This is a genomic window from Paraburkholderia sp., from assembly GCF_047605525.1.
Lineage (GTDB): Bacteria > Pseudomonadota > Gammaproteobacteria > Burkholderiales > Burkholderiaceae > Paraburkholderia.
Genome location: NZ_JASGFN010000002.1, coordinates 32,333 through 49,889 on the forward strand (window position 1 = coordinate 32,333; position 17,557 = coordinate 49,889).

Genomic DNA, 17,557 nt, shown 5'->3' on the forward strand with positions numbered 1-17,557 from the left:
ATGACCTCGTCGGTATGGGGGCGACGATGACGTCAGGTTTACAACGGGTGCGCGCCGCGGTCAATTGCGAAAGCGCCGGCTTGTGGAGAACACGTCGGCGGTTGCGAAGCAAATGCTATGCTCGATCGCCCGATTGAACAGCACGCGCGAATCGAAGCGCTCCGGTGATTCGAGCCATAGCACAGAGCCATGCATTCATTCTTAAATACGCCGAGGTAACGATGAAAGTGAGAATCGCCTATATCGACGAACCGCCTTTCTACTGGACTCGCGAAGATCATTCGGTGACGGGCGCGGACATCGAACTGGCCGAAGTGGTGCTGCGCGCGATCGGCGTGTCTGGTATCGAACATCATTTGATCGCGTTCGACGAATTGCTGCCCGGCGTGCAGGAAGGGCGCTGGGACATGAACGTGCCGATCTTCGTGACACCCGGGCGTGCAGAGCGCGTTGCGTTCAGCGCGCCGGTCTGGGCGATAGGCGACGGATTTCTGCTTCAGCGCGGCAATCCGAAAGCGCTCACGAGCTACGCGGCCGTGGCGGCGCGCGGTGACGCGCGGCTAGGACTCGTTGCCGGACAGGTGCAGATTGACTCCGCGAGGTCGGCGGGTGTCGGCGATAGCCAGATCGTGGTGTTCAAAAACCAGCCCGACGCGGTCGCCGCGCTGCTCGACGGAAAGATCGACGCTTATGCGAGCACGGCGGTCGGCAACCGTGTTCTTGCCGGCGCGAATGCGGAGCTGGAAGCGGTGGCGCACCCACGGGCCAACGAGAGGAGGGCGCCTGTCGGCGCGTTCTCGTTCAGCAAGAGCAATCAGCGTCTTCTGCGGGCGGTCAATGCGCAGCTTGGCCAGTACCTCGGTTCCGCGGACCATCGCGCCCGCATGGCAAGGTATGGTCTCACGGAGACGGAGATCGACGGCGTGATCGGCGGCGCCCGGTAGTCTTCGGGTCATTCTGTTGGCGAGCGCGTAGGTGCGCGCAGATATCCCGGGCCTGCGATTTCGATGTCGGCCGCCCAACCCTCTTTCGCGCCGAGCCTGATCAGTCGGGCGAGATTCCTGTATTGCTCGCTCTCTACACCATATCTGGAATTCAACCATTGCTCGACTTCTTCGAGAAACGGCAGAGAGTGCGCGACGAGTTGATCTTTGCTGCTTGTGGCTTCCATTGAAAGCCCGGCCGCGTATTCGTCTATAACGATTCTTCGTCGCCGGGAAATATGAATCAAACGGGTTTCCAGATCGGAATGAACCATTTGTTCTGAGTCCCGTTGCTACAGGTCATAGCGATAGTCCGAGATTTGCGGGCAACGCGCGCTGGTGTTCCAATCGCGGGTGTGGATGTGCCCCTTGACGTACTGGCCATACTTGTAAGCCAGATGGCGCCAGCGTAGACTAGCCACGGGAGATGGCATTCCTCCCAACAACTGCCCCACGGGGCTAATGATGCCTACAGGCCTGGGAAGAGGCACTGTAGGCGTGCGCGCGAAGCGCGTCACTCCCTCTGTGTCCGCGCCGAGATTGCGGCGCTTCCCGGTTCTCCAGCAACCCGTTCCGGCCAGTCCAGTTGGCCGGAAGCGAACGTGCGCGTGTCAGCCACGCCTGCGAGCGGTGAACAGGGGGTACAGGATGGAGTTCCACAGCATCCTCTTCGAGACGCCCGAAGACGGGCCGCCATCCGGAGACGTCGAGCAACCGGCGTTTTTCGGCGACCTCAATCTCGATCAATTCGTCAGCGAAGCCACGCGCGGATTCGACGAATACAACCTCACGCCGTTTTTTCATACGGAGCTGAGCCGCGAGAGCGCGGTGATCTATCGGCATGAGGTCATGCAGGACCTCGACAGTCAGGCCGTGCTACTTGCGGTTCAGGCGTTCGCTCTTGCGATGCGGAAAATGCGCGCGAGTCTCGGAGAGGCCAGGAGGCTCTATTACCAGCGGCAGAAACAGTGGTGGTTCCTGGAGGCTACGTCTCAGTATTGCAAGGGCATGCAGGCCTTTTGCGAGGCGTTACGCGCGGCGGGCCCCAGCTCCAGGGGATTGAACGCTTTCAGCGCGTGGCTCACGGGATATCTTCAGTCCGAAGCCTTCGTGACGCTCGGCAATGACCTGAACGAGGTACGGACTGCCCTGGCAGGCGTGCGCTACTGCATTCGCCTTAATGGAAGCGCGGTCACGGTCCTGAATTACGATGACGAGGAAGACTACGGCGCTTACGTGCTGCATATTTTCGAACGCTTCAAGCAGGGTGAAGTCAAGGACCACCGTGTCGAACAGAAAGACTGGCCCGAGATGAATCATGTCGAGGCGCAGATACTCGACTGCGTTGCAGAACTCAATTCGCCGCCGTTCATGCTGCTTGCGGCTTTTCACACCAATCATGCCGATTTCCTTGATTCGACGATTGCGGCGTTCGACCGGGAAATAGAGTTTTACATCGCGTATCGCGGCTACATCCAGCTATGTCGTGAGGCGGGTCTTCAGTTCAGTTATCCGGTGGTATCGAGGGCGACGAAGGCTATACGCTGCGAGGGCACATTCGATCTGGTACTCGCCCACAAGCTTTGCGCCGAAAAGGTCGGGGTCGTCTGCAATGATCTGTATCTCGAAGGCCCGGAGCGCATATTCGTGGTATCGGGACCCAACAACGGCGGCAAGACGACGTTTGCCAGAACATTCGGGCAACTTCATTTTCTTGGCCGGCTGGGGTGCCCGGTTCCGGGGCGCAATGCCCATCTGTTTCTTTACGATCATCTCTTCGCGCACTTCGAGCGTGAGGAAAACACCCTGGATATGCGAGGCAAGCTTCAGGACGACCTGATGCGCATGCATGAAATCCTGCGGGCCTCTACTTCCAATAGCATCATCCTGATGAACGAGATCTTCAGTTCGACGACACTCGCGGACGCGCTATTTCTCTGCCGCAGAATTATCAGTGAGATCATGGAACGGGACGCACTGTGCGTGTGCGTGACGTTCATCGAGGAACTCGCCCGGCTGGGGCCGCAAACCGTGAGCATGGTGAGCGAGATCAACCCCAATAATCTTTCGGTGCGTACTTTCCGGGTCCGCAGGCGTCCGGCGGATGGGCGTGCGTACGCGCTTTCCGTCGCCGAGCAATACGGTCTCACGTATGAACGCATCAAGGAGCGTCTCGCATCATGAAAGCCTACCTGCTCTATGACGCGAGTGATTTTCCCTGGCGTCGCGACGAACTCTGGAATGAACGGACACTGAACCAGGATCTGGAGCTCAACACCCTTTACCTGGCGATGGCGGCCGGCGACGAATACCTGTATGACACGGCGAGGAAAGTCGTTCCCTTTAGCCTGAGCGACCTGGACGACATACTGTACCGGCAGGCGGTGCTCAAGGACTGCATCGAACATGAGGCCATCGTAAGACAGCTTTATGAAATCGCTGTGGAGGCGCTGGAGGTGGAGAGGAAAAGCTTCTACTGGGGGCTCACCGCTTCGCCGAGCAGCGTATTGCACAGCGCGCGGGATCTGGTCCAGGCCTTCCTCGTCATTCTTGGCAGGCTGCGCCGCGTGGCCGACGACAATATCGGACAGTTCCAGTCACCCGGATTCCGCCGCTTCTACGGCATGGTACGGGAGGAGTTGACCGACGACTATTTCGTGACCATAACGCGGTGTCTGAAAGAGCTGAAGTTCAGCGACGGCGTGCTGATCAGCTCCAGGCCCGGGCGCGGCAACAAGGGTGAAAATTACATTCTGCGCAAGCCGCACGACAAGGATCCGAATTTTTTCAGGCGCCTGTTCGCAAAGGGCCCGCCTTCCCGCACGTTCCATATTCCGGACCGGGATGAAAACGGCGCGCGCGCTCTAAGCGAACTCGAGGCCCGCGGCGTCAACCACGTGGCCAATGCGCTGGCGCAGTCGGCCGACCACATCAAGAGCTTCTTCTTCATGCTTCGGGCGGAGCTCGGTTTCTATCTGGGGTGCCTGAACATGCGCAACGAACTGCTGCGCCGTGGCATGCCCGTCTGCTTTCCCGTACCGCACGCGGTAGGGGAGCGCAAGCATCGTTATCAGCAGCTCTACGACGTCAGCCTCGCGTTGCGCATGGATCAGGCGCCTGTGGCGAACGACGCGGACGCAAACGGCAAGGATCTCATCGTGGTGACCGGTGCGAACCAGGGTGGGAAGTCGACGTTCCTGCGCAGCATCGGCATCGCCCAGATTCTTCTCCAGGCAGGGATGTTCGTCGGCGCGAGTGAATTCGAAGCGAATGTGGCCAATGCGATCTTTACGCATTACAAGCGCGAGGAAGACGCGACCATGCACGGCGGCAAGTTCGACGAAGAGCTCAAACGCATGAGCGAGGTCGTCGATCACCTGGTCGAAAACGGACTGTTCCTGTCGAACGAGTCGTTTGCGTCGACGAACGAGCGTGAAGGCTCGCAGATCGGCCGGCAAATCGTGGATGCATTGCTCGATCACCATGTGAAGGTCGTTCTCGTGACGCACCTTTTCACTCTGGCGAACGGCCTTCATGCGGAGGACCCCCACCCGAAAATGTTCCTGCGCGCCGAAAGGCGGGACGATGGTGTACGGACGTTCAGGCTGGTTGAAGCCGAACCGCTGCAGACGAGCTTCGGGGAGGATCTGTACCGGCAGATCTTCGGCGATGCGCAGGCCGCCGGCGAGGAAACGGCAGGCGAGAATGGAATGCTGTCCAGGGTGGACGAGACCTGAGACTTCAATGGTCGAAAAGGACTACGCGGGCGCGTCATCGTCAGGATGAACGCGCGGCAGCCTCACGGTAGGCCGCAATCGACTGAAGCAGCTCGCTTGCCGCATCGTCGACGGATCCCCAGTGTTCAAAGCGCGACCACTTTGCGTGCTCGAGAACCTTGTAGTTGACGAAGAAGTGCCGGAATTCATGCAGGAGCAGTTTGGGCAGGTCGTCCAGCAAGAGGAGGTTGGCACTCGACGCACAGACCGTGTCGACCGGGACGGCGATGAGCTTGGCATCGGGACCGCGTTCGTCCGTCAGATGCATGGTTCCGAGCGCTCGCGCTTCCACGACGGCACCGGGCACGATCGGGAATGGCGCGACCACCAGCGCGTCCAGGGGCCGGCCGTCCGGCGCAAGCGTATCGGGCACGAACCCATAATTGGCCGGATACCGCATGCTCGTCATCATGAAGGTTTCGACGCGCAGCCGCCCGGAGCGTGGATCGGCCTCGTACTTGACGGGTTCTCCGAAGGCGGACATTTCAATGATCACGTTGAACGATGCGGGAACATTGCTGCCGGCGCCGATGCCGTCGTAGTCCATCGCGGTTTCTCCAGTTAGCTTCGTAGCGTTGCGATCAGCCGCTTGGGACGCAACAGCAGTCCCAATCCGTCTACCACATGACGCACGACGACATCGGCAGCCTCGAGGGCGCCGCTCGCGAGGCCTTCGGTGCCGAGTACCACGATGCCCAGTGCTGCCTGTTCGAGCATCAACGCGTCGTTGCGCCCGTTGCCGATCGCGACGACCCGGTCAGGACCCAGGCGCCGAACGTATTCGCCTTTTGCCAGCGCCTGCCCGGCGGCGGGCAGGCACACGACTTCCACCGGGCAGCCGCGCAGATGATCGCGCGCGTCGCCGTAGGTATTGCCCGTTACCACATGAAGATCGAGTTCGTTGGCGAGCGCCGCCAGACGCGACTCGACGCCGTCGAGCAGGCGGCCATCGACGGCAAGTGTTCCATTGAAGTCGAGGACCAGATGCTCCAGGTTCAGGGTGCGAAACCCCGGGATGTCTATCACGATCATCCGTCACTCCTTGCGCGCCACGTGGGAAACGATCCGCCACGGCGCAATCCGGCGAATACACGTGTCATCGGAGCATGGGGAGGCGAAATGCACAACAGCGCGGCCCGATGTCCGGACGGCTGCAGGCATCATTAGCCGGTCGTCGCCGGCGGTTGGCGGAGAATGCCATCTCCGTAGATCTATGTTCTCACTCTAGCCAATGCCGGGAGGCTGCGCAATCGGGTTTTGACGCACTTTCGAGGCATGGCGGACGAAGGTCCGGATTGCCGCGGATCCGCATTGGACCGCCAGTGGCGGGCGCAAATTGTGCGTGCTACACTCGAAAAAAGGAGATGGCATTCCTCCTTGACCAAACCGCCGGCGTTGCCCGGCTAATGATGCCTACGGTTCCTGGGTCCAGGATGTCGTAGGCGTTGCCAAGGCGTCCTGCTGCCCGGATTTGTTCAATCTGCGAATCTGGTTTTTCATGCGATCAGTTCTTTTTCCACGCCATGCGGGGCGTGGTGGGTGCGCGCGCCGGTTTTTCCTGATGGCAGTTCGCTCCCCAGCCCGGAGGTACCGATGAAGGGAAGCCAGCTTACCCTGTATGCCGCGAATCAGAGTCATCGGGTCAAGCACATGACCGTGGTCGAATGGCTGCTCGATGAAGCGAGGCGCACTGGTATCGTCGGCGCAACGGTCGTCGAAGTCGCGGAAGGGGTCGACGCGCGAGGAAGATATCACGCGGCGCGCTTTTTCGAACTCTCGGACCAGCCTGTCGCGGTGACGCTGATCGCCGATGACGCAAAGATCGATGCACTGCTCGCGCGACTGCGGGACGGCGGCCTCCGCCTGTTTTACACGCGCGCGCCGATCGAATACGACACCCTTGGAATAGAGGGAGACCAGTGATGGATTTCAGCGCAATTCCCGCCGGCGACAATGTACCGCTGGAACTCAACGCCATCATCGAAATTCCGGCCCAGAGCGAACCGGTGAAATACGAAGCGGATAAAAGACTGGGACTGCTCCGCGTCGACCGGATCATGAGTGCCGGCATGCGTTATCCCGCGAATTACGGATTTATCCCGCGAACGCTTGCGAGGGATGGTGACCCGCTGGACATCATCGTGATCGCGCCGTTTCCGCTGGAACGACTGTCTCTGATCGCGTGTCGTCCGGTCGGATTGATGAACATGAGTGACCAGGCCGGGCCGGATGAAAAGGTCATCGCCGTGCCGCTCGACAGCGTTTGCCCGTCGACACGCGGCATCACGGAACTCGAGCATGTTGGCGAATACATGCTCAACCAGATCCAGTTCTTTTTCGAGAATTACAAAAAGCTCGAACCGGGCAAGTGGGTGCAATTCGAGGGTTGGGCCGATCTCGATGCTGCCTGCCATGCAATCCGGAGTGCGGTCGCGGCGTTTCGTGACGCGCATCCCTGAGACGTCCACGTCAGATGCCCCCGCGCGCCGCGTTTCGTCAGTCGCGGCATGGTTAAGGAAGCGAGAGTCGCTATCAGTGGGAGAGCGAGGAGATGGCCACGACAGCGTCGATCGCGCGCGTGATCGGAGAAGAGGTCTTGGATTCGCGGGGTAATCCGACTGTGCAGGTGACTGTCGTTCTCGACGACGGATCACACGCAAGCGCAACGGTGCCTTCGGGCGCCTCGACAGGCGAGTCCGAGGCCGTCGAGATACGCGATGGCGACCGGCGCCGGTATGGGGGCAAGGGCGTTCTGACCGCGGTCAGGCACGTCAACGAGTTGATTGGTCCCGCCCTCATCGGTCTGCTCGCGGACGACCAGTGGCGTATCGACGCCGTGCTGATCGAACTCGACGGGACCGACTTCAAGAGTCGGCTGGGCGCCAATGCGACGCTTGGCGCGTCCCTGGCATGTGCGCGCGTGGCCGCGCAAGCCTGCCGTCTCCCGCTCTTCCGGTATCTCGGCGGCGATGAAGCGCGGGTTCTGCCCACACCGCTGCTCAACGTGCTCGATGGTGGCATTCATGGGACAGGCGGCCCCGATCTGCAGGAATTCATGCTGGTGCCGCTCGGTGCGCCGACGTTCCGGGAAGCGCTCAGATACGGAGTGGAAAGCTACCACGCACTACGCGACCTTTTGCTCGAGCGCCGCGGCACTACCAACGTGGGTGACGAGGGAGGCTTCGTGCCGGTGCTCCCGTCAAACGTCGCTGCGCTCGACCTGATGATGCAGGCAATCGAGCGTGCCGGATATCGTCCCGGAGAGGACATCGCGCTGGCCGTCGATTTTGCCGCGGCGGGTCTCTGGCATGACGGGCGCTATCGCCTCGAACTGGAGGGACGCGGCCTGTCAGCGGAGGACATGGGCGGATTGTGTCGCGAGTGGAGCGAGCGCTACCCGCTCGTTTCCGTCGAGGACCCGCTGATGGACAACGACTGGGATGGCTATGCCAGGCTGACGCGTGAACTCGGCGACCGGATGCAGATAGCCGGCGATGACCTGTTCGTGAGCAACCGGTCGTTTCTTGTGAAGGGCGTCGCCCAGCGGTGCTGCAATTGCGTCGTCATCAAACCCAACCAGGTGGGTACCGTCACGGAGACGCTGAACACCGCGCGTATGGCGCTCGCCGCGGGCTATTCCTGCATGGTGGCACACCGGTCGGGGGACACTGAAGACACCAGCATCGCTGATCTGGCCGTTGCGCTGAACTGCGGACAGATCAAGGCTGGAGCACCGGCGAGAGGCGAGCGCGTCGCCAAATATAACCGGCTGTTGACGATCGAAAGCAGTCTGGGCAATGCGGCCAGATATGCAGGACGCGAAGCATTCGGGCGGCGGCGCTGAACAGCGGCGTGCCCGGTGCGGCGTTGGAGGATGGCATGGACGGCATACCGAAGTTACTCCATGACAGGGATCTTTTCGATGCAGTACTGATTCATGTCAGGGAACTCGACCCGGCGGTTCGCGAAGGGGCGGTGTTTGGCTATCCTGCCGTTTTTATCGGACATCACGTCGTATTGTGTGTGTATGGCAGCGGAATCGGCATCAGGCTGCCGCCGGATTACGCCCGGCGTCTCGTGGAGAGTGGCGGCGCATTTTATTTTCAGCCGTATGGACGTTCGGTGATGCGCGAATGGGTCGAGATGCGCGTCGCGCGTGAGAGGCTCGAGCAGCTTACGCCGATGTTTATCGAAGCCATCCGCTTTGTGAGAGCGGTGGACAACCATTCAGGCCATCCCCCGTGAAATCCGGATGGTGGTGCGCAGGCGCACGTTTCGCTGCGTCGCAGCATGAAATCGTACGGTTTTCATGCGCTAGAATGACTTGAGGGATGATGGGTCCCCGGAGCTGTCATGGTCGTGACGGCATCCTGGTGTCGTTTGACGGAGGCAGACATGAACGGCTACCAGCTTACTTTCTATACCGAGCAGAATCGCCGCCACGGTCATCATACGGTCACCGAATGGTTGCTGCATGAAGCAAAGCACCTGGGCATTCATGGTGCAACGGTCATCAATTGCGCGGAGGGAACGGGGCATGCGGGCGCGCATCACGCCGCGCACATGCTCAGGCTCGATGACCAGCCGGTGCAGATCATTCTCGCCGTCACGGAAGACGAGGCCGACCGGATGCTCGACGCGGTGAAAGCCGAGCATGTTCACGTTTTCTATACACGCTGGCCGGTGGAATTCGGCCTGCTTGGCGACAGCGGACATGGCGACGCGGCAAAGCATTTTTCTCTCTTTCACCGGCGGGCGCACTAGCAGAAGCTTGCGGGCTTGCATGTATCGGGGGGTCTCCTATACTCGATACTGAAATTTGCGGAGATGGCATCCTCCCTGAACTGCCGCGTCTTCCCCACGCGGCTGATGATGTCTACCAGACCCCGGAAGCCGGGGCCGGTAGACATTTGCCGGCTCGCATTCACGAGCATCCCGGGCATATTTATGCCAGAAAAAAGCGAACAACATGGGATGCACCGGCGAGTTCTCATGGCAACTTCCCTGCTGCGTTGAGCTTCGCAGTGCCGCGCCGTTCCGGTGTCCGGCACATGCGCGCGCCCGCGACATTCCGCTGAACGACGTTCGGGCCGCGCATCGGGTGGGAGCGCGGCCATGAGCGTACGCGACATCCTGCTCCAGATTGCCCAGGTGGTGACCGTTATCGTGCTGTCGCCTCTGTTGCAGGGGGTCATCCTCCAGTGGGAGGAGCGCATCCAGCGCGGACGCGGGCCCGGTATCTTCCAGCCGTACCGTGACCTGCGCAAACTCTTTCGTAAACAGATCGTCGTTCCTCACACCGCGTCGTGGATTTACTGGTGCGCCCCGGTTGTGGCGTTCACCTGCATGATGACGGTCCCGATCCTGATTCCGGTCCTCACCGATTTCCCGTTGCCGCTTTCCGACATGGGTGACATCCTCGGCGGCGGCCTCATTCTGACGCTGGGTTCCTTCGCGATCGTTCTGGCTGGTCTCGATTCGGGGAGCGCCTATGGCGGTATCGGATCGAGCCGCTCGGTGATGCTCGGCATCCTCGTCGAGCCGACGCTGATTCTCGTGCTGGTCGGCATCACGCTGCTCGCCAAGGCCATGCTGCCGTTCGTCGTCAACCACCTGCTGGTGCAGCAGCCGTCCGTCTACTGGAGTCCGGCGCATCTCTTTCTCGTCTTCGCTTTCTTCGTGCTGCTGCTCGTCGAAACCGACCGTCTGCCGATCCATTCGAGCACGCATATCGAGGTCTACATGATCGAGGAGGCCCGTATTCTCGAATATTCGGGTCCGTTGCTCGCGCTGCTGAAGTGGGCGTCGATGATGAAGCAGTTCATTCTTTTTACGATCTTCTGCAACGTCCTTACGCTGCCGTGGGGACTCTCGCAGCATGGCACGGCGCTCGGGGCGCTCGCCGCGGCAGCCGGGCTGTTCGCACGGATGCTGGTCGTGGCGCTGGTGATCGTGGTGGTTGAAACCGCTCAATCGCGCCTGCGTTTTTTCCGCTACCAGGAGCCGCTTGCCGCGTCCTTCATGCTCGCGGTGCTCGCCATCGCCGCCAACCAGCTACGGTGACCCGATGCTTCTCGCCCATCTGAGTCCACTCGCCGCGTCGCTGTTCAGCCTGCTCGCGATCGGCAGTCTTCTTCTGGCGTTCGTGATGCTGGGCTCGCGCTGGCTCAAGGACTATCTGCTCGCCTTCATGGCGGAGTCCTGGCTGATCGCAATCCTTTCCGGCGCGGTCGGCTATTACGGCAATTACCACGAGCTCTATTTCGTCGCGGTGCTTACCGCGTTCTTTCGCGGCCTCGTTCTGCCGTACCTCATCTGGCGGATCATCGCCCGTCTGTCCGTCGAACGGGAGCTGCACGTCACCTTGCAGCCGAGTTCCTGTCTCGTGCTGGGCGCGTTACTGGTGCTCTTTGCCTTTGTCGTGTCGAATCATCTCGGCAACTCACTCGGTCTCGGCGGTACCGTGGTCGTGCTCGCGCTCACGGTCATGCTGTCGATGAAGCTCATCGGCTTTCTGATGCTCGCGGTGCGTCAGGAGGCCATCAGCCAGGTGCTCGGTCTGCTCGTTCTCGAGAACGGAATCTTCCTCGGCTCGCAGATCCTGGTTCCCGGCATGCCGCTTCTGATCGAACTCGTGCTGCTTTTCGATCTGCTCGTCATCGTGGTGAGCTTTGGTGTGCTCGTTCGTTATCTTGTTGCCCATGTGGGCAGTACGAGCAGCCGTGAACTCAGACGCCTCGTGGGGTGATCATGATCGAAACGTGGCTCGTGATTGTCGTGATTGCGCCGGTATTGTCCGCCGCGGTGGCCGGTGCCAGCCAGAATGGCCGGGTTGCCGAGTACGCGAACCTTCTGGCGGCGATCGTCTGCCTCGTGGCGTCGCTGTGGCTTGTCGCGCATGCCGACGGCGCAAGAACGTTCGTCAACGACTACGTGCTGTTCGATGCGCTCGGCGCGTGGACGCTCGTGTGCACCTGCATCGTCTATTGCCTCGCGTCGATCTACGCAGTGGGCTACATGCGCCTGCTACGGGAGGAAGAAGCCCGCTTGCCCGGCTTTTACGCGCTGTTTTCGCTGTTCGCCGCGACGATGATCTGCGGTCCGCTGATGAACAACATCGGCGTCTACTGGATCGCCATCGAACTGACGACGCTGGTCAGCACGTTCCTCGTGGGCTTCGAACACGGCCAGGAGGCGATAGAGGCCGCATGGAAATACATCATCGTCGTGTCGGCCGGCATCAGTCTCGCGCTTCTCGGCACGGTCCTTTTCTACTGGGCGGGAAGCCTCGTGCTGGGACCTACCTATGACATGACCTGGGAGACGCTGCGTCACGCGGCGCCGCGCATGAGTCCGGCGCTCACGCAAACCGCCTTCCTGCTCGTGCTGGTCGGATACGGGACCAAAGCCGGTCTCGCACCGATGCACACCTGGCTGCCCGACGCCCACAGCGAAGGGCCGGCGCCCGTATCGGCAATGCTGTCGGGAGCGCTTCTGAACACGGCGATGCTCGGCGTCGCACGCTTTCTGACGGTCACGGATGCGGCGAGCGGATCGCTCCTGCCGCGGACGGTTCTCGTCGCGTTCGGCGCATTTTCGCTCTTCGTCGCCGCGCTCTTCATCGTGCGGCAGCAGGGGATCAAGCGGCTCATGGCGTATTCCAGCGTCGAGCACATGGGGGTACTCGCGCTGGGCCTCGGATTCGGTGGACCGCTCGCCATCGCCGCCGTGCTGTATCACATGCTCAACCATTCGCTCAACAAGTCGCTGATGTTTTTCGGCGCGGGAAACGTGATGCGGGTCTATGGAACCAAGGATATCGATGCGATCCGCGGAGTATGGTCGCGCTTTCCGGTCACCGGCGCGTTGTGGATCGCCGGCGCGGTCGCGATCACGGGCGCGCCGCCATTCGGTCTCTTCCTGAGCGAACTTGCGCTCATGCGCGCGGGGTTCGCGACGCCGAACGCATGGGCGGTCATCGTGCTGCTGTTGCTGCTGATCGTGATCTTCATCGGTTTCCTGAATCACTTCAGGACCATGTACTTCGATACCCGCCCGCCGGTCAGCGCGCCGGCGCCAGTCACGAACGGCGTCGACGTCAGCACGTGGATGACCTTGCCGATGTGGCTCGCGCTGCTGCCGGTGTTCGTGCTGGGAGTCTGGTGGCCGCAGGAATTGTGGCGCTTCTTCGAGACGGTCGCGGCGGACCTCGGCGGAGGCATGCGATGAACAACTGTGAGTACGTGCCGGTGACGCCCGACGAACTACCCGCGCTCGCGCAGCGGCAGCTCGCGGCCGGAGGGCGATTTCAGGGCGTGTATGCATGGTATCCGTCGGGGTCGAACGCCGAACTTCGATATGTCTTCACGCTGCCCGACCAGGAGAAGTTCAGTGGCTGGCGCGTGGAAGTGAACGGGCGCCCCGTGCCCAGCCTGGCGGCGATCAGTCCGCTGCTCGGTTGGCACGAGCGCGAAATCATGGAAATGAGCGGGGTTGCCTTTTCGGGCCACCCGGAGCCCGAGAGGCTGGTCACGGCGTTTCTGCCGCGCACGGAGCGGGGCCCTCTTGAACCGGCTGCCGCAACCGGGGAGAGCATTGCGGCGCGTCTGCCGGCTCCATCCCTGCCCACGGTATCGGGCAAGCATGTGCAGTTGCTGCCGTTCGGTCCGGTTCGGGCCGACGTGCTGGAGTCGGCGCAATTCATTTTCTACTACCTGGGTGAAGGCATCCTGCACTATCACCCGAATCTGTTTCTGAAGCACCGGGGTATGGAGAAGCAGTTCGAAGGCATGGATGCCGGCTCGGCCACCCTGCTTGCGGAGCGGGTGACGGGAATCGACAGCGTGGCGCACGCGCTCGCCTACGCGCAGGCCATCGAGGACGCCGCGGATTGCGAGGTGCCCGTCCGCGCGAGATGGATCAGGCTGGTCGCGGCGGAACTCGAGCGTATCTACAACCACCTTCACTATCTTGGTCATCTCTGCCACACCACGACCCTGAAGGTCGGCGAAGCTCAAGGCAAGCTGCTCGAAGAGCGGGCCAAGCAGATCAACGGCCGGGCGAGCGGCAGCCGGTTTCTGCGCAGTCTGATCTGGCCGGGCGGTGTCCGGCATGACCTCGACCTGCGGGCCGTCAACGAAGGTCTGGATGAATTGAAGCCACGGATCGACGAGTACATCGGTTTGATCGAAAAGACGACCAGCCACCTGGACCGTCTGATTTCCACCGCGCCCCTGAGCCAGAAGCTGGCATTCGATCAGGGCGCGACCGGTCCGATTGAACGCGCCTCGGGCGTGGATCGCGATCTGAGGCGGGACCATCCGTATGCGGCCTACGCCGCGCTGCAGCCACAGGTCGCGGTAGCGCTGGAAGGGGATGCGTTTGCCCGGATGCGGGTTCGCATTGCCGAACTGCGTGCGAGTGTGGCGCTGGTCGACAAGGTCATCGCGGAGGGCTTGCCGGCTGGCCCGCTATCCGCCGCATGCGCACCGGCAGCGGGCGCCGAGGGGCTCGGGTGGTCGGAATCCCCACGCGGCACGATCCTTTATGCGGTGCATCTCGGTGCGGATGGACGGCTGATGCGCGTGAAAATCAAGTCGCCGTCGTTTGCCAACTGGCGTGTGTTTCCGTCGACCGTGCACGACAGCAACATGATGGATTACGCGATCAACGAAGCAAGTTTCGGCCTGACGATTTCGGGCTGTGCCCGCTAGCAGTCACACGCGTTTCGAGGAATACATCCCATGTCACTCTGGACCTGGTTTGGAATCAAGGAAGGCAGCGCGAGCACGGACTGGCCGTTGAAGGGCGACGACGACGGGCAGCCGGGCGTGCTCGGCATGCCGCGCTACGATCCGTCGAAATGCCGGCCGCAATGCGATGCGTGTGTCCAGTCCTGTGTCACCCATGCGATCAGCTTCGGGTCGCCGCGGAATGAAGCCGCGCCACCGGAAGTCGACTGGGGACGCTGTATCGTGTGCCAGCGCTGTACGGAAGCGTGTCCCACCGGCGCCTTTACCGCATCGGCCGACTGGGCGCTGGGCGTCAGCGAACGGCTCGATCTCAAATGGGACGACGCGATGAGTGAACGTGTCGCCCGCGAGGTGGTGGAGCGCGGGCGTCGCGCCTTCGGCCGCAGTCTGCATATCCGGCACGTGGACGCGGGCTCGTGCAACGGCTGCGAGTCCGAGCTTCAGGCGTTGAACAATCCGTTCTACAACCTGCACCGCCTCGGCATTTTCTTCACGCCGTCACCGCGTTTCGCGGATGTGCTGCTGGTAACGGGACCGGTCACGAAGGCGATGCACGGACCGCTTCTCGAAACATGGGAAGCCATGCCGGTGCCCCGATGGGTCATCGCAACCGGGACCTGCGCGGTCTCGGGCGGCGTCTCGGGCGGCAACTATGCATGCGGGAACGGCCTTGACGGTGTCGTCCCCGTCGACATCTATCTTCCGGGCTGCCCGCCCAATCCGGCAGCGCTCATTCATGCGCTGCTGATGATCGTCGGGCGGGCGGAGCAGCGAATGAGGGGAGGCCGAATTGACCGCTAACCAGTTGTTCGCCATCGCCGTCACGGCCTGGATCGTCGCGGCGCTGCTGTCTCCGTTGCGCGCCGTGCATGCGGTCGTCCGCGCATTGCTGGGCCTCGGTTGCCTGGTCGGGATGCTCGCCTGTCTCGTCGCGTTGCCGGTGGGCATGCCGCCCGTCTTGCTGGGGTTCTCTCTCGCGGCTCACCCCGTTGCGTTCGCGATCGAACCGTCCGGCCTGTGGCTGCTCGGCTTTGGACTCGTGCCGGCGATCCTGGCCTGCTGGTTGGGCTCGCCGCTCGCGAGCCGCGTCGGCCACTCGGGCCGCTGGTACGCCGGCGCGGCGTTCAGCCTGCTCGGCGCGCTCGGCGTCACCGGTCTGCAGGATGGGACGTCGCTGCTGGTCGCGTGGGAGGTGATGAGCCTCGGTGGCGCACTGATGCTCGCGGGCGAGCGTGCCGAGGAAAACGAGGCAAAGCCGGTATTGCTGATGCTCGCGCTTCTGGAGGTGGGGGCCGTCGCGCTGGTGCTGGCGATCATCCTGCTCGACCATGCCGCGGGGGGAATCGGTTTTGAGCGTTTCGTCGGCGGTGCCGCGACGTCGGGCGACGTCGTGACATGGTTTGCAGGGCTTGCGCTGCTCGTCGGGTTCGGCGCAAAGCTCGGCATGCTGCCGTTTTACGAGTGGTTCCCACGGGCTTATTCAAGCGGCAGCGGCGCGACGGGGACGCTGTTCTCCGGTGTCGTGCTCAATGCCGCGTACTTCGCATTGAGCCGTGGATGGAATAGCTGGCTCAATGTCGCCGTTCATGACAGTACGGCGTTTGGGCTCGGCGTGATTGCCATTGCGCTTGGCGTTGTCAGTGCGATCCTGGCCGTGCTCTTTGCGTTCCAGCAGGACGACTGGCGCGCATTGCTGAGCTACTCGTCGGCAGAGAATGCGTCGATCGCGATCGTCATGCTGGGCGTGACGCAACTTTTTCGCGCGGATCATCTTGCGGATCTGGCCGGGCTGGCCTGGACGGTGGCGCTGCTTCACCTTGCGGGGCACGCGCTCGCCAAGGGGGCGCTTTTTCTCACCGCCGACGGTGTTTTTCTTGCGTCGGGCAATTACGACATCGTCCAGCATGGGTGGTTGAAACGCAGCGGCTTTCTACTCGGCCTCGGTGCCGTATTCGCGGTGATGAGTCTCGCGTCGGTTCCACCGCAGGCGGGATTCGTCAGTGAATGGTACGTGTTCCAGTCCGTCTTCCAGGGCTTCCACCTGTCTTCGTTCATCGGAAGGCTCGTGCTTGTGCTCGCCGGCGCGGGGCTCGCGCTCGCGGCGGCCGTCGCGCTGGCCACGTTCGTGAAGGTTTTCGGACTGGGCTTGCTGGGGCTGCCGGACGTCGACGTGACGCCACTGGTGCCGCGGGCAAACGCGATCTCGGTCGGCATCCTGGGTCTTTGCGTGCTTGCCGTGGCCGTGGGCGCGCCGCTCTGGCTCAACGTACTGGCGGCCGGCGCGCAGGCGCTGTTCAACGCGAACAGCCCGCAGGCGATGGTGGCCGGCTGGTTGCTCGTTCCGCTGACCGACAAGTTTGCCTTCATCTCGCCATCGAAACTGATCATCGTGATGCCGCTGCTTGCGATCCTGCCTATCGCGTTGTTGTGGCTGACGAAGCGTCGCGCCGTGCGGCGCGTACCCGTGTGGTTCGGCGGCATGACGACGAACCAGCGGGACGCGATGACGACCGCGCTGACCTTCTCGAATGCGATGCGCACGTTCTACAGCTTCGTGTATCAGCCGACCATCAGTACCACGCGCGAGCATGAGCAGCGCGAGTACTTCATCAAGCGGCTGGTGTTTTCCGCGGGCGTGACCGACCTGTTCGAACGGCATCTATTCGATCCCGCGGTTCGCGTCGTGATCTTTTGCGCGGAGAAGTTGCGCGCATTGCAGTCGGGCAACCTGAATTTTTACCTCGCGTTGATAGGGGGTTTGTTGATCGCCATTCTTTTTCTCACGCTCCTGTAGCGTCTCCCTCACTGTAGCCGGCGGCATGCCTGATTTTTCGGGCTAGCCGGGCGGTTCGGACGTACTCCATTTACGCGTCTGTTCGGGCGCGAAGGAGAGTGTTTGTGCGTCCTTTTTTTGCGACATGCTGTTGCAGGGGGAGAGTTTCGTCCTTACAATCGCACGGCTTTCGGAGATGGCATGCCTCCGGTAACCGTCGCGTCCTTTTAGCGGCTGATGATGCCTACGAGTTCCTGGGTGAAGGAGGTCGTA

General features: G+C 61.9%; 17 protein-coding genes, 1 pseudogene and 5 riboswitches. Of the genes and pseudogenes, 14 read left to right on the plus strand and 4 right to left on the minus strand.

Translation table 11 applies throughout. The annotated features are described in order from the left end of the window. The first annotated feature begins 221 nt into the window (after positions 1-221). Positions 222-944: a transporter substrate-binding domain-containing protein gene (locus tag QM685_RS02500; RefSeq protein ID WP_415112390.1), complete on the plus strand. Its 723-nt coding sequence runs from the start codon at positions 222-224 to the stop codon at positions 942-944. Between the two features lie 17 nt (positions 945-961). On the opposite strand, the pseudogene QM685_RS02505 reads toward QM685_RS02500, so the two are convergent. After that, positions 962-1,171, minus strand: a pseudogene (locus tag QM685_RS02505) (DUF4863 family protein); the annotation flags it as partial. A 105-nt stretch (positions 1,172-1,276) separates the two neighbouring features. Continuing rightward, a complete protein-coding gene (locus QM685_RS02510; protein WP_415112392.1) occupies positions 1,277-1,405 on the minus strand; it encodes a hypothetical protein in 129 nt (42 codons plus the stop codon). Further along, positions 1,398-1,462: riboswitch (Fluoride riboswitch) on the plus strand. Its footprint overlaps the gene before it by 8 nt. A gap of 169 nt (positions 1,463-1,631) precedes the next feature. On the opposite strand from QM685_RS02510, the gene QM685_RS02515 reads away from it, so the two are divergent. Together QM685_RS02515 and QM685_RS02520 are read left to right on the plus strand one after the other, a co-directional pair. Beyond that, on the plus strand, positions 1,632-3,167 hold the full coding sequence (locus QM685_RS02515) for a MutS-related protein (RefSeq protein WP_415112394.1): 1,536 nt from the start codon (positions 1,632-1,634) through the stop codon (positions 3,165-3,167). Next, a complete protein-coding gene (locus tag QM685_RS02520) occupies positions 3,164-4,720 on the plus strand; it encodes a MutS-related protein (RefSeq protein ID WP_415112396.1) in 1,557 nt (518 codons plus the stop codon). The genes QM685_RS02515 and QM685_RS02520 overlap by 4 nt, the downstream gene beginning before the upstream one ends. A gap of 40 nt (positions 4,721-4,760) precedes the next feature. On the opposite strand, the gene QM685_RS02525 is transcribed toward QM685_RS02520, so the two are convergent. Together QM685_RS02525 and QM685_RS02530 are read right to left on the minus strand one after the other, a co-directional pair. Next, positions 4,761-5,306, minus strand: a complete 546-nt coding sequence (locus QM685_RS02525; protein WP_415112398.1) for an inorganic diphosphatase — start codon at positions 5,304-5,306, stop codon at positions 4,761-4,763. A 14-nt stretch (positions 5,307-5,320) separates the two neighbouring features. Continuing rightward, entirely contained in the window at positions 5,321-5,791 is a 471-nt protein-coding gene (locus QM685_RS02530) for an HAD family hydrolase (RefSeq protein ID WP_415112402.1), read from the minus strand. 115 nt (positions 5,792-5,906) lie between these two features. Further along, a riboswitch (Fluoride riboswitch) is annotated at positions 5,907-5,973 on the minus strand. A gap of 137 nt (positions 5,974-6,110) precedes the next feature. Next, positions 6,111-6,182, plus strand: a riboswitch (Fluoride riboswitch). A gap of 170 nt (positions 6,183-6,352) precedes the next feature. Between QM685_RS02530 and QM685_RS02535 the strand changes: the two genes are divergently transcribed. The 11 genes from QM685_RS02535 to QM685_RS02585 all read left to right on the plus strand — a co-directional run bounded on the left by QM685_RS02535 (position 6,353) and on the right by QM685_RS02585 (position 17,305). After that, a complete protein-coding gene (locus QM685_RS02535) occupies positions 6,353-6,682 on the plus strand; it encodes a DUF190 domain-containing protein (RefSeq protein ID WP_415112404.1) in 330 nt (109 codons plus the stop codon). Further along, the gene (gene ppa, locus QM685_RS02540) at positions 6,682-7,218 is read left to right on the plus strand and encodes an inorganic diphosphatase (RefSeq protein ID WP_415112406.1); all 537 of its coding nucleotides are present in this window, start codon (positions 6,682-6,684) and stop codon (positions 7,216-7,218) included. Before QM685_RS02535 ends, ppa begins: the two co-directional genes overlap by 1 nt. A 92-nt stretch (positions 7,219-7,310) precedes the next feature. Beyond that, positions 7,311-8,603 (plus strand): phosphopyruvate hydratase, encoded by a 1,293-nt coding sequence (gene eno / locus QM685_RS02545; RefSeq protein WP_415112408.1) that lies wholly within the window; start codon positions 7,311-7,313, stop codon positions 8,601-8,603. A 35-nt stretch (positions 8,604-8,638) separates the two neighbouring features. Further along, positions 8,639-9,004 (plus strand): hypothetical protein, encoded by a 366-nt coding sequence (locus tag QM685_RS02550; RefSeq protein WP_415112410.1) that lies wholly within the window; start codon positions 8,639-8,641, stop codon positions 9,002-9,004. 108 nt (positions 9,005-9,112) lie between these two features. Next, complete coding sequence (locus tag QM685_RS02555; RefSeq protein WP_415112412.1) at positions 9,113-9,523, plus strand: DUF190 domain-containing protein; 411 nt, start codon at positions 9,113-9,115, stop codon at positions 9,521-9,523. Between the two features lie 50 nt (positions 9,524-9,573). After that, a riboswitch (Fluoride riboswitch) is annotated at positions 9,574-9,645 on the plus strand. Between the two features lie 229 nt (positions 9,646-9,874). Next, positions 9,875-10,822, plus strand: coding sequence for a respiratory chain complex I subunit 1 family protein (locus QM685_RS02560; RefSeq protein WP_415112414.1), 948 nt, complete (start codon positions 9,875-9,877; stop codon positions 10,820-10,822). A 4-nt stretch (positions 10,823-10,826) separates the two neighbouring features. Then, the gene (locus QM685_RS02565; protein ID WP_415112416.1) at positions 10,827-11,507 is read left to right on the plus strand and encodes a hydrogenase; all 681 of its coding nucleotides are present in this window, start codon (positions 10,827-10,829) and stop codon (positions 11,505-11,507) included. A 2-nt stretch (positions 11,508-11,509) separates the two neighbouring features. Beyond that, positions 11,510-12,988 carry a hydrogenase 4 subunit F gene (locus QM685_RS02570; RefSeq protein ID WP_415112418.1) on the plus strand — a complete coding sequence of 493 codons (1,479 nt, stop codon included), beginning with the start codon at positions 11,510-11,512 and terminating at the stop codon, positions 12,986-12,988. A 20-nt stretch (positions 12,989-13,008) separates the two neighbouring features. After that, on the plus strand, positions 13,009-14,472 hold the full coding sequence (locus tag QM685_RS02575) for an NADH-quinone oxidoreductase subunit C (protein ID WP_415112420.1): 1,464 nt from the start codon (positions 13,009-13,011) through the stop codon (positions 14,470-14,472). A gap of 30 nt (positions 14,473-14,502) precedes the next feature. Continuing rightward, on the plus strand, positions 14,503-15,312 hold the full coding sequence (gene nuoB / locus QM685_RS02580; RefSeq protein WP_415112422.1) for an NADH-quinone oxidoreductase subunit NuoB: 810 nt from the start codon (positions 14,503-14,505) through the stop codon (positions 15,310-15,312). Beyond that, entirely contained in the window at positions 15,302-17,305 is a 2,004-nt protein-coding gene (locus QM685_RS02585) for a proton-conducting transporter membrane subunit (protein ID WP_415112424.1), read from the plus strand. The genes nuoB and QM685_RS02585 overlap by 11 nt, the downstream gene beginning before the upstream one ends. A gap of 162 nt (positions 17,306-17,467) precedes the next feature. Beyond that, a riboswitch (Fluoride riboswitch) is annotated at positions 17,468-17,538 on the plus strand. The last annotated feature ends 19 nt before the right edge of the window (positions 17,539-17,557 follow it).

What these genes read in the sequence shown, in the direction of transcription:
- QM685_RS02500 (WP_415112390.1), top strand. Translation starts at nt 222, where the DNA reads ATGAAAGTGAGAATCGCCTATATCGACGAACCGCCTTTCTACTGGACT.
- QM685_RS02515 (WP_415112394.1), top strand. Translation starts at nt 1,632, where the DNA reads ATGGAGTTCCACAGCATCCTCTTCGAGACGCCCGAAGACGGGCCGCCA.
- QM685_RS02520 (WP_415112396.1), top strand. Translation starts at nt 3,164, where the DNA reads ATGAAAGCCTACCTGCTCTATGACGCGAGTGATTTTCCCTGGCGTCGC.
- QM685_RS02525 (WP_415112398.1), bottom strand. Translation starts at nt 5,306, where the DNA reads ATGGACTACGACGGCATCGGCGCCGGCAGCAATGTTCCCGCATCGTTC.
- QM685_RS02530 (WP_415112402.1), bottom strand. Translation starts at nt 5,791, where the DNA reads ATGATCGTGATAGACATCCCGGGGTTTCGCACCCTGAACCTGGAGCAT.
- QM685_RS02535 (WP_415112404.1), top strand. Translation starts at nt 6,353, where the DNA reads ATGAAGGGAAGCCAGCTTACCCTGTATGCCGCGAATCAGAGTCATCGG.
- ppa (WP_415112406.1), top strand. Translation starts at nt 6,682, where the DNA reads ATGGATTTCAGCGCAATTCCCGCCGGCGACAATGTACCGCTGGAACTC.
- eno (WP_415112408.1), top strand. Translation starts at nt 7,311, where the DNA reads ATGGCCACGACAGCGTCGATCGCGCGCGTGATCGGAGAAGAGGTCTTG.
- QM685_RS02550 (WP_415112410.1), top strand. Translation starts at nt 8,639, where the DNA reads ATGGACGGCATACCGAAGTTACTCCATGACAGGGATCTTTTCGATGCA.
- QM685_RS02555 (WP_415112412.1), top strand. Translation starts at nt 9,113, where the DNA reads ATGGTCGTGACGGCATCCTGGTGTCGTTTGACGGAGGCAGACATGAAC.
- QM685_RS02560 (WP_415112414.1), top strand. Translation starts at nt 9,875, where the DNA reads ATGAGCGTACGCGACATCCTGCTCCAGATTGCCCAGGTGGTGACCGTT.
- QM685_RS02565 (WP_415112416.1), top strand. Translation starts at nt 10,827, where the DNA reads ATGCTTCTCGCCCATCTGAGTCCACTCGCCGCGTCGCTGTTCAGCCTG.
- QM685_RS02570 (WP_415112418.1), top strand. Translation starts at nt 11,510, where the DNA reads ATGATCGAAACGTGGCTCGTGATTGTCGTGATTGCGCCGGTATTGTCC.
- nuoB (WP_415112422.1), top strand. Translation starts at nt 14,503, where the DNA reads ATGTCACTCTGGACCTGGTTTGGAATCAAGGAAGGCAGCGCGAGCACG.